The 13,488-nt window shown below is 61.4% G+C and carries 16 protein-coding genes and 1 pseudogene; 6 read left to right on the top strand and 11 right to left on the bottom strand.

From position 1 onward, the window contains the following. Positions 1 to 306: 306 nt before the first annotated feature. From RBB32_RS19660 to RBB32_RS19680, 5 genes and pseudogenes are all read right to left on the bottom strand, one after another. Positions 307 to 507: pseudogene (locus RBB32_RS19660) on the bottom strand (hypothetical protein); the annotation flags it as partial. Positions 508 to 565: 58 nt separating this feature from the next. Continuing rightward, positions 566 to 1,990, bottom strand: a complete 1,425-nt coding sequence (gene merA, locus RBB32_RS19665) for a mercury(II) reductase (protein WP_138176578.1) — start codon at positions 1,988 to 1,990, stop codon at positions 566 to 568. Between the two features lie 4 nt (positions 1,991 to 1,994). After that, positions 1,995 to 2,228, bottom strand: coding sequence for a mercury resistance system transport protein MerF (gene merF, locus RBB32_RS19670; RefSeq protein WP_082033411.1), 234 nt, complete (start codon positions 2,226 to 2,228; stop codon positions 1,995 to 1,997). Between the two features lie 4 nt (positions 2,229 to 2,232). Then, a complete protein-coding gene (locus RBB32_RS19675) occupies positions 2,233 to 2,538 on the bottom strand; it encodes a heavy-metal-associated domain-containing protein (protein ID WP_038068071.1) in 306 nt (101 codons plus the stop codon). 18 nt (positions 2,539 to 2,556) lie between these two features. Next, positions 2,557 to 2,946 carry a mercuric transporter MerT family protein gene (locus RBB32_RS19680; protein ID WP_054540711.1) on the bottom strand — a complete coding sequence of 130 codons (390 nt, stop codon included), beginning with the start codon at positions 2,944 to 2,946 and terminating at the stop codon, positions 2,557 to 2,559. Positions 2,947 to 3,021: 75 nt separating this feature from the next. On the opposite strand from RBB32_RS19680, the gene RBB32_RS19685 reads away from it, so the two are divergent. Further along, positions 3,022 to 3,438: a helix-turn-helix domain-containing protein gene (locus RBB32_RS19685; RefSeq protein WP_068286394.1), complete on the top strand. Its 417-nt coding sequence runs from the start codon at positions 3,022 to 3,024 to the stop codon at positions 3,436 to 3,438. Positions 3,439 to 3,495: 57 nt separating this feature from the next. Here the strand turns inward: RBB32_RS19685 and RBB32_RS19690 are convergent, their stop codons facing one another. Continuing rightward, the gene (locus RBB32_RS19690; protein WP_306155261.1) at positions 3,496 to 4,458 is read right to left on the bottom strand and encodes a hypothetical protein; all 963 of its coding nucleotides are present in this window, start codon (positions 4,456 to 4,458) and stop codon (positions 3,496 to 3,498) included. 202 nt (positions 4,459 to 4,660) lie between these two features. Here RBB32_RS19690 and RBB32_RS19695 point away from each other — a divergent pair, with 202 nt between their 5' ends. Genes RBB32_RS19695 through RBB32_RS19705 form a run of 3 tightly spaced genes read left to right on the top strand, consistent with a single transcriptional unit; the run spans position 4,661 to position 8,206 of the window. Beyond that, complete coding sequence (locus tag RBB32_RS19695) at positions 4,661 to 6,292, top strand: transposase family protein (RefSeq protein WP_306155263.1); 1,632 nt, start codon at positions 4,661 to 4,663, stop codon at positions 6,290 to 6,292. A 1-nt stretch (position 6,293) separates the two neighbouring features. Continuing rightward, positions 6,294 to 7,175, top strand: coding sequence for a TniB family NTP-binding protein (locus RBB32_RS19700; RefSeq protein ID WP_107818340.1), 882 nt, complete (start codon positions 6,294 to 6,296; stop codon positions 7,173 to 7,175). Beyond that, a complete protein-coding gene (locus tag RBB32_RS19705) occupies positions 7,172 to 8,206 on the top strand; it encodes a TniQ family protein (RefSeq protein ID WP_197919583.1) in 1,035 nt (344 codons plus the stop codon). Before RBB32_RS19700 ends, RBB32_RS19705 begins: the two co-directional genes overlap by 4 nt. Here the strand turns inward: RBB32_RS19705 and RBB32_RS19710 are convergent. Further along, positions 8,190 to 8,789 carry an SMC-Scp complex subunit ScpB gene (locus RBB32_RS19710; RefSeq protein WP_197919584.1) on the bottom strand — a complete coding sequence of 200 codons (600 nt, stop codon included), beginning with the start codon at positions 8,787 to 8,789 and terminating at the stop codon, positions 8,190 to 8,192. The two genes, RBB32_RS19705 and RBB32_RS19710, sit on opposite strands and share 17 nt — an antisense overlap. A gap of 3 nt (positions 8,790 to 8,792) precedes the next feature. Continuing rightward, positions 8,793 to 9,677, bottom strand: coding sequence for a DUF1403 family protein (locus tag RBB32_RS19715; RefSeq protein WP_197919585.1), 885 nt, complete (start codon positions 9,675 to 9,677; stop codon positions 8,793 to 8,795). A gap of 126 nt (positions 9,678 to 9,803) precedes the next feature. On the opposite strand from RBB32_RS19715, the gene RBB32_RS19720 reads away from it, so the two are divergent. Then, the gene (locus RBB32_RS19720; RefSeq protein ID WP_306155271.1) at positions 9,804 to 10,943 is read left to right on the top strand and encodes a tyrosine-type recombinase/integrase; all 1,140 of its coding nucleotides are present in this window, start codon (positions 9,804 to 9,806) and stop codon (positions 10,941 to 10,943) included. A 199-nt stretch (positions 10,944 to 11,142) separates the two neighbouring features. Beyond that, positions 11,143 to 12,027, top strand: a complete 885-nt coding sequence (locus RBB32_RS19725; protein ID WP_306155273.1) for a recombinase family protein — start codon at positions 11,143 to 11,145, stop codon at positions 12,025 to 12,027. Between the two features lie 129 nt (positions 12,028 to 12,156). Here the strand turns inward: RBB32_RS19725 and RBB32_RS19730 are convergent, their stop codons facing one another. The 3 genes from RBB32_RS19730 to RBB32_RS19740 all read right to left on the bottom strand — a co-directional run bounded on the left by RBB32_RS19730 (position 12,157) and on the right by RBB32_RS19740 (position 13,387). Then, positions 12,157 to 12,450, bottom strand: a complete 294-nt coding sequence (locus tag RBB32_RS19730; RefSeq protein ID WP_103764501.1) for a DNA-binding transcriptional regulator — start codon at positions 12,448 to 12,450, stop codon at positions 12,157 to 12,159. Then, complete coding sequence (locus tag RBB32_RS19735; RefSeq protein ID WP_306155275.1) at positions 12,447 to 12,788, bottom strand: type II toxin-antitoxin system RelE/ParE family toxin; 342 nt, start codon at positions 12,786 to 12,788, stop codon at positions 12,447 to 12,449. Before RBB32_RS19735 ends, RBB32_RS19730 begins: the two co-directional genes overlap by 4 nt. Before the next feature lie 371 nt (positions 12,789 to 13,159). Continuing rightward, positions 13,160 to 13,387 (bottom strand): AbrB/MazE/SpoVT family DNA-binding domain-containing protein, encoded by a 228-nt coding sequence (locus tag RBB32_RS19740; protein ID WP_067623053.1) that lies wholly within the window; start codon positions 13,385 to 13,387, stop codon positions 13,160 to 13,162. Positions 13,388 to 13,488 lie beyond the last annotated feature (101 nt).

Here is a 13,488-nt window from a genome sequence, read left to right on the forward strand (position 1 = left end):
CTTCTTCGAACTCACAACTATACCTCCTGAATTTTCCAGTTTCAGGATAGTTGCGCCACACAAAGTGAGGCAGAACCCAATTAAGGGCTACGCGACATCCGTGATCAGCATCAGGCCCAGATCCATCGAGTTTTGCACAATAAGCTTAATTGTCACCCCTTCGCATCCGGTATCAGGACGCCCCTGACCTACCCCAAGCACCGCTTTTTAACTTTGCCGCAACCCGTGCAATAGTGCTCAGCGAACCTTTACTGCCATTTGTCTCTACTTGTGCAAAAACGCTCCTGGTGGTGCCCATTTGGTTGCTCACATGCGCCACAATCGATACCGCCCCTGCCCCGTCACCTCCCGGATCAGGCCTCGCGCTTGCGTCCAGGCGAGATTGCGTTGCACGGCGGCACGGCTAGCGTTGGTCAGGGCCTCGCCCATCGGGGCAGAGACAAGGGGCCATTCGGTAAGCACGGCGCGCAAGGCGCGCGTGGTCTTGCCCGAAAGTGGGGTCATTTCGCCTGCCTTGCTCGTCTTAGACACGCTTGAGGGTCCAAGCTGGATAAATCTGCTCGTTTCATCCAGCGCAGCACGACAGCTTCGCGACATCCTTGTCGAAAGTCTGCGCGGCGAGTTTCAGCCCCTCGACCGTTGTCAGATAGGGGAAGATCGTCTCGCCGAGTGCCTTCGTCGTCATACCGATCTTAAGCGCCATGACCAGCGTCTGCACGCTGTCTGCCCCCTCCGGCGCCATGATCACGCCGCCAAGCAGACGGTCTGTCGCCCGGTCCGCGACCAGCTTGATCAGCCCGCGCGTATCGCGCGCGGCAAGCGCGCGAGGCACGTTGTCGAGGGTCAGCACGCTGGTCTTGACGTCATGACCCGCCGCGCGCGCCTGCGCCTCAGTCAGCCCGACCCCGGCGACCTGCGGATCAGTGAACACCACCCAGGGCATCGCCGCATTGTCGTATTGTTCGGCCCCGCCCATGACGGCGTTGCGGGCGGCCAACTTGGCGCCATAGGCGGCCATATAAACGAATTGATCGCGGTCCGTGACGTCACCCGCGGCAAAGATCCCGGGCTTTGTGGTCTGCATGTCGTCGCCAACCCGGATCGCACCGCGTGCGTCGGTCTCGACGCCCATCTCCGCGAGGCCCAGCCCCTCGGTGTTGGCGGCGCGCCCCGTCGTCAGGACGAGGCGGTCGGCCGTCAGTTCGCGCTCCGCGCCATTCACCGTCACGGTCAGCACCGCACGGTCTCCGTCGCGCCGCGCGGCGTGATAGGTTGCGCCGTCAAGAACCGTGACACTCCCGGCGCGCAAGACCTCGGTGAGCGCTTGCGCCACCTCCGGCTCGGTGCGCGGCAACAGGCGCGAACGGCAGACGATGGTAACCCGCGTGCCCATCCGCGCCATCATCTGCGCCAGCTCCACGCCTATATAGCCGCCGCCGAGGAAGATCAGGCTTTCGGGCAACTGGTCCAGATCCAGCAGCGACGTGCTGTCGAGCGTTGGTGCGTCCCGGATCCCAGGGATGTCGGGCCTGGCCGGTCGACCGCCGGTGGCGACGATCACCTTGGGAGCCGTGATCCTGCGCCCGCCGACCTCGACCCCGCCGGGGACGAGACGGCCTGGACCCTCGTCGAGATAGGTCACACCCTCGTAGCCCGGCAGCAGATCGGCGTACTTCTTCTGGCGCAGTGTAGCGACAAGATCGTCCTTGGCCGCAACCAGCGCCGACCAGTCGGCGACCTGCGCCTCTCCGCTGAGGCCCGGAAAACGATGCGCCGACTGCGCACTGTGCAGGGCTTCCGCAGCGCGGATCATCGTCTTGGAGGGCACGCAGCCCACGTTCACGCAGGTGCCGCCGATGGTCCCATGCCCGATCAGCGCGACGCGCTTGCCGCCCTCGGCGGCGGTGATCGCGGCGGAGAAGCCAGCCGATCCGGCGCCGATCACGGCGAGGTCGAAATCGCCCGTGGGCGCCTTGGTTTCGAATTTCATGAACTCATCCATTTTCTTGAGATGCCCTGCGCCGCTGCCGCCGCCAGACGGCATAGATGGTTAGGCCGATTAAAAACGCCAGCGCGGGCAGCAGCACATAGTCGAGCCAACCCAGCCAGGCCGACAGGCCCACGGCGCCGAGAAGAACGACCAGGATCGGCGTGAAGCAGCAGAGCGCTGCGATGACGGTGCCGACGACACCTGTTGCAATCAGCTTGCGGTCTGTCCGCTCGGTCATCCCGTCAACCCGAGACGCGCGCCGGGTAGCCTGCATTGGCCGACGCGGTGGCGATCGCCTCTGCGCTGGTCGCGGCGGTGTCGAAGACGACAGTAGCGGTGCGCGCCTCGAAGTCGATCTCGACCGCGTGCACGCCTTCGACGCCCTCCATCGCGCGCTTCACGGTGACCGGACACAGCGCACAGGTCATATTGTCCACCGCGAAGGTGAGGGTCTGCTCGGCGGCGACGGTTTGCGCGACGGCAGGGATGGCCGTGATGGGTGCTGTGGCGGTCAGGCCGAACAGAACAAGGGCAAGGATCGTCTTCATGAGGGTGTCCTTTCGAGATCAGTAGAGAAGCGGAGCCCACCAGTCGATGGTGAGTGCAGCGAGGACGAGGATCAGGGAGGTCCAGAGAGCGGACTTGGTGATGCGCGCCGAGGATGGGCGCGCGCAGTAGGAACCGGGCTCGCAGACGGTCGGTTTGCGGAAATAGACCTGCCGGAATCCCGCCCCGATGAAGCCGAGCGCAATCACGGCGAAGATCGGCTTGAAGGGCTCCAGCGCCGTCAGGTTGCCGATCCAGGCCCCCGAGATGCCGAGGGTCAGCAGCACCAATGGTCCGACACAGCAGGCCGAGGCGAGAAAGGCGCCCATCACCCCGCCCGCCGCAAGCCAGCCCTTTCGGGCGGGGCGATCCGCTGCTGAGGTGTCAGTTCTGTCGTCTGTCAGCGCCATGTCGCGCACCTTTCGTCTGTGGTTGACGATGGGTGTAGGGTCTGTAGTAGCTACAGGCTCAAGAGGAAAATCCCCATGATCGATCACGAAAGCGAGAGCAGCTTAACACGCGGCGACCTGGCCCGGGCGACCGGATGCAACATCGAGACGATCCGCTATTACGAGAAAACCGGCCTGTTGCCCGACCCGCCGCGCAGCGCCGCAGGCTACCGGATATATTCCGCCGCACACGCCACGCGCCTTCGCTTCATCCTGCGCGCCCGCAAGCTCGGGTTCTCGATGGAGGACATTCGCGGGCTGATGGGGCTCGACGATGGTGCCGCGCCGACCTGCGCCGAGGTCAAGGAGCGGACAGAACGTCACCTTGCGGACGTGCGGGCGAAGATCTCGGATCTCCGGCGGATCGAATCCGTCCTCGCTGCAACGGCATCCAGGTGTTCTGGCGCCGAAGTCCCCAACTGTCCGGTGCTCGACGCGATTTCTGGAAACTGAAAACTATGACACGAACTTCCCGAACTCTTGAAGCTCCCATGCATCGAACTGGAAGATTCAAGATCGTGCCGCTACCCATATCTTGAATCGCCCCTGGCCGGTCACCTCGCGGATCAAGCCTCGCGCTTCCATCCAGGCGAGATTGCGTTGAACGGCGGCACGGCTAGCGTTGGTCAGGACCTCGCCCATCGGGGCAGAGACAAGGGGCCATTCGGTAAGCACAGCGCGCAAGGCGCGCGGGGTCTTGCCCGAAAGCGGTGTCATTTCGGCTTCCGCCCGCGCTGACCATGCTTCAATATCGTCTAGGTGCCGCATTGCTGTCAGACATGCCGTCTCCATCCCCTCAAGCCAACGCGCCAAACGGTCAGCGGGTGGGCCGCCAGCGCGCAGCCCCCCTGCCCCACCCATGGCCAGAGGTGCAAAGACTGCTCCCTTGCCCTCGCTGGTCGCGATCCGCGCGGCCGTGACTGCCGCTTCCATTCGATCGCCCTGCTGCCCAAGGCCCGCAAGGCTCCAGAGGTGATAACCCGTGCAGGCACGGGTTATCGGGTGCAGCTCGGCGGCTTGCGCCATCAGGTTCAGCCAACCGCCCGCGCGATCCGCGAAAGGCTCGGCGTCATCGACCATGTTCTCGGGATCGCGACGATCGAGGAAGGCAGAAAGGTCCACCTCTGGGCCTGGTCCCCCTGTCAGACGACGTACCGCCCAACCGACACGCGCCAGTGCTGCGGGGTCCTCTTGAACGCCTGACAGGCGCATGGATATCCAAATAGCAATGCGATCCGGGCCAATGCGGTCACCCGCGAACCAGCTGAGGTCGGCAGCCTCGATCAGGGCAAGCCTGTGCCGCCATCCTTCCGGGCTGCGCTTCAGGCGGTCGTCCAGCGCGCCGACACGACCGGCCACACGGGCAAGACGCGCGGCATGACCCGCCTCTGCTTTCCGCCAATCGTCGAGGACCTCGGCTTCACGCGGTTCGGCCCGCGGTCCGGGCGGCAGATAATCCGGCTCCTCTTCCATGGGACCGGGCAGGAACCAATGATCGTCCTCTGTCGCAATTGCTTTGCCGTTTCATCAAAAAGTTCTTACAGGATTTCAGTAGGATGAAGCGTAATCCGACGCGATATTTTACGTTTCGATTTCAATTTTTAACTCGCGTTTCAACAAGCGAGAGACTGGGGCAGAAAATGGAGTTCAGAAACCGTGGAGCGGCGGGTTCGTGATGCTGCGCGAAAACGAAGCGTCTGACGAGGCTTGGGCGAAGGCAACGCGTATCGGGCGAGAACTGGATCGAATTTTGGACGGGCAAGAGCCTATGCGCACCGCAGTTGCTCGGGCAGCATCCGAATTGCGTCTCTCGACGCGCCAAGTCTACAACCACCTGTGCCGATACCGCACCGAGCGCCGGGTTTCTTCGTTGCTGCCAAGAACAGGTGGGGCGAGGCGCGCAAGGATCAGCCCGGCCGTTGAGGAGATCATTTCGGCAACCCTTCGGGAGATGTGGCTTCGACCCGAGCAACCGGACCTTGCGCCGGTCGTCGATGAAATCCGTGCCCGTTGTGTCAGCGAGGGTCTTGATCCGCCTGCCTATGTCACCGTATCCAAGCGTATCCCGCGACTGTTCACGCCCGAGGAGATTGCCCGACGGCGACATTCAGGAGGGAAAAGCCTGCGGCGTCTGAAACCGCGCCCGGGCTATATCCGGGCCAAACACGCTCTCGACGTCGTCCAGATCGATCATACCCCTGCCGACATCCAGTTTGTAGAAGTCATCGATGGTCAGGGCATCTATGTCGGACGCCCCTATCTCACTATCGCAGCCGATGTTGCAACAAGCGCGATTATTGGCTTCTGCCTGACCCTTGAGCAGCCCTCACGCCTGTCGGTCGCCCTCTGTCTTGCGCAGGCGATGTGCCGCAAGGAGGACTGGCTGGCAGCGCGCGACATCAATCATTCCTGGCCGATGTTTGGTCGCCCGAAGAAGGTCGTCGTGGATTCTGCCAGGGAATTCAGAAGCACCAGTTTCATCCGGGGTTGTGCCGAGTACGGCATTGTAATTCAAAGCCGGAACAAGGGGACCGTCCATCGTGGCGGGGTTGTCGAGCGGCTTCTCGGCAAAGTGAATACGGTGCTGCGCTCCCTGCCTGGCAAGACCGGGCGTTCCATCGCGGATCGGGGTGAGTACCTGTCCGAAGACCGTGCGAGGCTCAACTTTGCAGACCTCGAACGCTGTATCGCGCTGGCGATTATCGATCACAATCTTAGCCAGAATGAACGCAAGCTGACGGTCCCGACCAAGGAATGGGAACGAAAATGCCGTCAGCCGGATGGCCCAGAAGACAACCCTTTCGACGTTCTGCTCAGCTTTCTCCCGAACAAGACACGCAGGATTTCACCTCAAGGTGTCAGCCTGTTTGCCAACGACTATTTCGATCCATGGTTGGGCCCATTAGTCGCCCGCCGTGATCGATCGGATGCTCTCGATGTTCGTTATGATCCTCGGGACATGAGCCACATCTACATCAAGGATCCCGATACAGGAGCTTGGCGCCCTGTGGGGCGGCGGGATGGACTGCTTGAGGCGGTCACCTTCTGGCAGCACAGGGCCGAGAGAAACCGAGCGCGCGAAACCGGCCGGCGCCCGATTGAGGAGAAGACCGCGATCCGCCGTGAAATCGCGGCGACGGTGGATGCCTCGGCATCGAAGAAGCAAAGGCTGAAGGAAATCGCACGGGCCAGGCATGCGGCTCATGCGCCGAAACCCTACCAGAGCCTCACTTCTTCCCCGACGCCAATCAGCGAAACGCCTGACCCTGAGCGCCCGCGCCGCGTCTTTCCGGTTGAGGATTGGTGAAATGACTGATCACCTCCTGGACTCCGCCGCATCACTTCTCGATGCCGGTGACGCGTGCCGCATCGACCATATCCGGACGGCCCGTTGGATCAGCCATCCGGTTGCAAGTCGCGCCCATAACGCCATGCGTCTGCTGCTTGATCGGCCTGTAACATTGCGCCCCAGAGGGCTCTTGCTGACGGGCCCCTATCACAATGGCAAGACAATGATCGCCGAACGCTTCGCGATTGAACATTTGCGTCAGTCAGAACGTCAAAGGATCTGGGTGATCCAGACCCGAGAAGGTGCCGGACTGTCTCACTTCTATGCCAGCATTCTTGCCGGGTTGCGCGCACCTCAGGCATCTGGCTGGCGAAGCCTGTCGCGCGCGGGCGAGCAGGTGGATCACTTGCTGGACAGCCTGAAACCCCGCGTGCTCATCTTCGATGAGTTCCACAGCGCCTTGCGCGGGCGGCGCCAGGATGTGAAAGCGATCTTCTCGTTTATGCGTCGTATCGCACGTGTCCACGACATCTCGCCCGTATTGGTCGGCGAGGTCGCGGTCTACGATGCAGTGCACGACACCGAGGAAATGGGATCGCGGTTCGATACGATCCCTATTTCCAGATGGGCGTATGACGAGGATTTCGCGACGCTCCTCGATAGTCTTGAGACCAGCATGCCTCTCGCCCGCGCCTCGAACCTGTCGCGACCGCCACTGGCTGAGATCATCCATGAATTGTCAGAGGGCTTGATCGGAGAGGTCGTCGATATCGTGAGCAACGCAGCTATCACGGCGATAAGGACCGGCGAGGAACACATTTCTGAAGCGACCATCACCTCTCTCGGTTACACGCCCCTGTCGAAACGCCGAAATGCGCCTTTGCGCCGCGAAATGATGTGACCCAGTCTGCGTCCGAGATCACAGTCACACCTGCGCGCGACTACGGCAATGAGGTGGGGCAAGGCTGGCCCGTCGTCGTTCCACCGGCACCCGGAGAGCTGCTGTCGAGCTGGCTGCACAGGCTGGCCATGGCCAATGGAATTCCACCTCAATATTTTGGGCGGGTTCTGGATGTCGCAGGTGGAGATTGGTCTGCAAAGCTTGACCGAGACCTTCCCGGGCGAGTCCTTGATCTCCTGGTCGAGCGAACCGGATTGCCCGCCGAGGACATTGATGGCCTGGCTTTGCACCGCGACCCACTGGCCCGGTTGCGATTGCGGCAGATCACAGGATCAGGAGATGCCCGCACATCGACCGCTCGGGTCAATCGCCTGCAATATTGCCCGGCATGCCTAAAAGAGGATCGCGCACCGTTCTTCCGGCGCGGCTGGAGCCTGGCGACGCGCGTTTCCTGCTTTCGGCATGGATGCCGCTTGCGCGATCACTGCCCTGCCTGCGGCCGAAGCATTGCGCCTGCTCGACAAAACCGCCTGCTGCCGCAACATTTCTGCGTCTGGTGTGATGCTGATCTCCGAAAACCCACCCTGCCCGCCGAGTATGATGTGCAGCGTCTCGAACGGCTCATCGACGATTTACTTCGAATGCATGTTGCAGGACATGGACGGCATGGAAATCCATCCCTGCCCGCCATGCTTGGGGCGGCTTGTTTCACGTTCAATGGCGAGCCGACGGCAATTTCGCGCTTGCCGCACCGGGTCCGCTACGCATTGTTCCGCCAGTTGGCCGATGGAATGACGCACCTCCAAAAACGTTCCGTGCATCCTGCAATTGACCTCTGGACCCGCATTGCACTGGCTGCGCCCAAGCATTCCGACTTGGTGGCGTCATTGAGTGCAGAGATCACGTTACAGATCACACCAGGACCAAAGACGCGCTCCAGACATCCTGATTTGGCGGACTTGCAACAGGTCATCGGTCGCCTTCATTCAAACCGCCGCACATCATTGGCAACGGCTATGCCCGAGAATTGATGATCCCTGCATCCTCCATCTGCTCCCGATCGGGCAGGTCCTGCAGCGACTCCAGATCGAACGCGACCAGGAACTGCTCCGTCGTCACATAGGTATAGGGTGCTCCACGCCGCGGCGACCGGGGCCCGGTGCCGATCAACCCGCGCGCATGCAGTCGCCCGATCAGATCGCGGCTGATCTCCTTGCCGAAGATGTCCTTCAGCCCGTCCCGGGTGATCGGCTGGTGGTAGGCGATGGCAGCGAGCACCGCGACATCATATTCGTCCAGGTCCAGAAGCTGTTCGCCCACATCCGCAGCGGCCCTGATCGCTGGGGCGTAGGTGGGCCGCGTGCGCAACATCCAGCCGCCGGCCACCTGCGCCACTTCGAAGGATCGTCCTTCGAGATCGGCGACCAGGTCTTCGACCAACAGATCGACCGAAGCCCCCTGCCCCACCACGCGCGCGAGGTCCTCGCGCGGCACCGGCGATGCACTGGCGAAGAGAACGGCTTCAATCCGCCGCATCCATTCACGCCAGCGCAATTCGGTTGGCAGATCGTCCAATTCCCGATCGAAGTCAGTTTCGGCGTGATCCTTGGCCATCGCTCAGATCCCGTAGAGCCGGAACGTGTCGCGGCCGGTCAGCTCGCGCACCGCGCCGAGATCGACCAACCGGTCACAGAGCCGCCGTGCGGACCGGTCCGGTAGTGGGAGGGCCGCAGGTGCGACGGCATCTTGGGTCAGGAACATCGCGACGGCGGCCTCCGCGCCTTTGGCGCGCAGCTTCGGCGCGACCGCTTTGAGATGCGCTGCCCGCCGCGCGAGGTCAGTTGAGAGACGCACGGCATCGACCGCCGATGAGACGAGCGCACGATGACAAGCCGAGCGTAGGTCTTCGCCTCGCTTGCGCATGTCGGCGCGTTTCAGGCCTGCGGCCAGAAGCGGCACGACATGATCCCAACCAAGCGCCTGAGCGAGGGTCGCGTCAGCAAGGACGAGCGCGGGTACCTCGGCACGGGGGGCATCGTTTAGTACCGCCTCCAGCACCATTGCCGCACGACTGACCGGTGCTCCCTGCCCGGCGTCGAACCAACGCGCGATCTGATCACCCTGAAGTTCTGGCAGCGCCCGGACCAGAGCTTTCACGGTCACCGGCCTTTCCGTGGCGCGACGCCACGCCAGACAGGTTTCGCCTGCCGGGCCGGGCAGGTCGCCGGGGCGTAGCAGATGCACCACGTCGCGCAGCTCCCTTGCTCGCTCCGGCCGGCCCAAAAACGCGACACAAGCCTCCGTTGCGCGCAACGACAGCCGATCCCGTAACAAGGCTTGGGGGACCGCCTCTCGCCCCAACACAAGATGCAGGTGGCTCAGTGCTGCGCCCGACAAAAACGCCACATCTTCAAGGGTTTCGGCGCGTGCCGAGGTGACCCAGGGCGGCATCTGGGGTAAGTTAAGAGGGTCGCTGTCGAAGGTTGAGTGGGCATATGTCATGCCACAACACTATCTCACGGCGGCGCTTTTGACTACCATATAGTGTAGAAACCGCCCCTCTTTGCCGAACCTTAATACGTCCAATAATCTTGCATTATCGGACCTAAAAATGATATGCCCGAAAACATGGGCAGTCTCACAAATAACAGTACCAAAATCGAGGGCTCCGACGCCCCAGAGGACGAGATTTCGCGTTCACCGTCCGATGACGCGCCGAACGATGACGAGCACAACGAGAGAGAACAGGCAGAAAGTGAATCAATCGCCCTGCCTGCTCATGTCGCCGGCTCCGGCACCCTCGACCGGCTGATCGATACGGCGCGCGGATACGCCGAAGCTTCAACGGCCGAAAACACCAACAAAGCCTACGCCGCCGACTGGAAACACTTCACCCGCTGGTGCCGGCTGAAAGGAACGGATCCCCTGCCCCCCGCGCCCGAGATGATTGGACTTTATGTGGCTGATCTGGCTGCACCAACCGGGAAGGCCCCTACCCTTTCGGTCTCCACGATCGAGCGCCGTCTCTCGGGGCTTGCCTGGAACTACAGACAGCGCGGGTTCACTCTTGATCGCAAGGACCGGCATATCGCCACCGTTCTGGCCGGGATCAAACGCAAGCATGCGCGCCCGCCGGTCCAGAAGGAAGCGATCCTGCCTGAGGACATCCAGGCCATGGTGGCCACCCTTTCCTACGATCTCCGCGGGCTCCGAGACCGGGCGATCTTGCTTTTGGGCTATGCAGGTGGCCTGCGCCGGTCGGAGGTGGTCTGCCTCGATGTGCATAAGGACGATACACCGGACTCCGGCGGCTGGGTCGAAGTCTTCGACGGCGGCGCCCTGCTCACCCTCAATGCCAAGACCGGATGGCGCGAGGTTGAGGTCGGGCGTGGCTCAAGCGGCCAGACCTGTCCCGTCCACGCGCTTGAGCAATGGCTACACTTTGCGAAGATCGACTTTGGGCCGGTCTTCGTGCGCACCTCGCGGGACGGCAAGCGTGCCCTCGAGTCCCGCCTTTCCGACAAGCACATAGCGCGACTGATCAAGGCAACCGTTATGAAGAGTGGCATCAGATCCGATTTGCCGGAAGCCAAACGGTTGGCAATGTTCTCGGGGCATTCCTTGCGTGCCGGGCTCGCCTCGTCGGCAGAGGTTGATGAGCGCTATGTTCAAAAGCAACTCGGACATGCGTCGGCCGAGATGACCCGGCGCTATCAGCGCAGGCGCGACAGGTTCCGGGTGAACCTGACCAAAGCCGCAGGGCTGTGAAGCTCAGGATTCTTGACCCATTGGTGAAGCGCTAAGGTGAAATTCCAGCGCTTCAGTTTCAGCTTACTGCTTCAATTGAAATCGGGAACTAAACGCGACAAAGGGTTTTTGGACGAGCACGACGAGAGAGCACCTACTTGCATTTGTTTACAAACGGTCGTTTATTGGCGATACCTTAAATTGCAAACGGCCGGATTTCATGCCCCATATTGGCTATGCGCGCGTATCAACCGAGGATCAGACCCCCCTGCCCCAGTCGCAGGCCCTGAAATCCGCAGGCTGCGCAGAAATCCATGAAGAGCACGCCTCCGGCGGCAATCGCGCCCGGCCGGTGTTGGCACGCGTGCTGGAGCGCGTGGACCACGGCGACACGCTGGTCGTCGTGCGGATCGACCGGCTTGCGCGGTCTTTGTCGCACCTTCTCGAGGTGATCGAACGTCTGGAGGCAAAGGGTGCCTTCTTCCGCTCGCTCCATGACCCGATCGATACTGCCTCGCCTCAGGGCAAGTTCACCTTGCAGGTCCTCGGTGCCGCGGCGGAGTTTGAACGCGCTCTGATCCGCGAGCGTACCAAGGCGGGTCTTGCCTCTGCGCGCGCCAAAGGTCGCGTTGGTGGCAATCCTGGGCTAAGCGCCAAGGATCCCGCCGCGCTGCGCAAGGTGCGGCTGGCGCGACAGGACGGCTACATGGAGCGCCTGAACGAGACCGCGCAAGATTGGGTGCCCCATGTGCGCCGCTTGCGCCCCGATATGGCTTGGGAAGACGTCTTGCGGATTATCAATGGCCCCCTGCCCCATGATCGGCACTGGACGCAAAGCCGCTTGCTCCGCGCCGTGAAAGCCTACGTCCGCGACGGGTTTCTGCCCGCTGAAGTGCTGGCCCGCGCCAGACGCCGGGATACTGACGACCGCCTGCCGACGATTATAGCTGCGATCAAGGGTGCCGATCCTGACATAACGCTGCAGGCGATCTGCGACCGGCTGGAATCCATGCGTGAGCGCACGCCTCGTGGACGGACCAGCTGGCAGCCTTCTTCCGTGAGGATGCTGCTGGAACGTGCGGAAAAGCTAGGATTGTTGGAGTAGATTAGGGAGCAGCGTTATCCCATAGCCAATGAGATACCGCTCACCTCGTTCGCGAGCTCAGCAATCTGCAGGCTTCATTGACCGAATCTTCGAAAGGAGCGTCAAAGGGATATCACCTTGCACCACAGATCAAGCGCCTCGCAGCAGATCCTGCACCACCGATGGCTTCTTTGCGATCAAGGCCAGCAGGACTTGAGCAGGGCCCGTCGGGTGTCTACGCCCATGTTCCCAGTTCAAGAGCGTACCCTTTGCTACTCCTATGCTGCGGGCGAATTCAGCCTGTGAGAGACCAGTTCTTTGGCGAACTTCGGCCACATCGACATCCACAACGGATACCTCGTGGACCTTGGCGGCCGTCATGTTTCCATCTGCGAATGCCAAGGCCTCTTCCAGGCCTTTCGACACCGATTCATATGCAGTCATGTTGCGTCTCCATACCTTGCGACAAGCGCTTTGCTCATTTCGACTGCCGCGGCTTGTTCAGCCTTGGACAGGTTGGCCTTTTCGTTCTTGGCAAAGACCGTGATCAAAAAGATCGGCATATGGTTCCCGCCAAATACATACAACGTCCTGAAACCGCCGCTCTTGCCGCCCCCAACTCTTGGGATGCGAATCTTGCGAAGCCCGCCGCCGAGAGAAACCTCATCATCAGGATTGCCGGCAATGTAGTTGATTGCAGCCTCGCGCTCTTGTTCCGACATGATTGCTTTGGCGCGCCTTTGGAATTCGGGCAGTTCCACCACCGTCTGCAATCGTGTCATTCTAGGTTACCATTTATGCTTCGCTGCCGTATAAGTCAATGGCACACGAACCGCGCTTAGCGCAACCCAATTTGTGCCACTCTTGGATATTGCCCAACTGACAGCGTTTCGACCAGATGCTTGAGGCAAGTGTAGATCGCAGCTCGAAAGCGTCGAGTGGCTTAGTCTTTCGGAAAACAGCCCAGTCATGACGTGCCAAAAGAATGGATGCGGTGTCCTCCCGGCTGAACCCTGCATTCTTCCGACACTTAACTACCCCTGCGTTCAGCACCTGGACACTGGTCCGGGACCCCTGCCCTTGCATCTCCTCGGCCCGATCCTCATTTGGATCGTCTGCAATTAGGTGGAAAACGGCATTCGCATCTGCGGCCTCAGCGTTCATGCACCGCGTCGCGACACATACGCGTCTCCTTGGGCAGCTTGCCCCGAAACCGCTTCAGTGCTTTGAGGATTTCATCCACGCGAGGCTTACGCCGAACACGCACAGCACCATCGTCTTTGACCAGGTCGATCTCATCACCTTCCTTCAAGCCGAGTTCAAGCACAAGTTCGGCGGGCAAACGGACAGCTAGATAACTCCCCCATTTAACGACTTGCATCTTGTCCTCTCAAGGCATGGATAAAACAACGTTCAGTGTACATCCATCTCGCACCACAAGCAAAGCCATCGCCCTGCAGGTGCGGCGACGGAAATGCGCCG

Origin of the sequence: Roseovarius sp. MMSF_3281 (genome assembly GCF_030733685.1) — a bacterium.
Classification (GTDB): Bacteria; Pseudomonadota; Alphaproteobacteria; order Rhodobacterales; family Rhodobacteraceae; genus Roseovarius.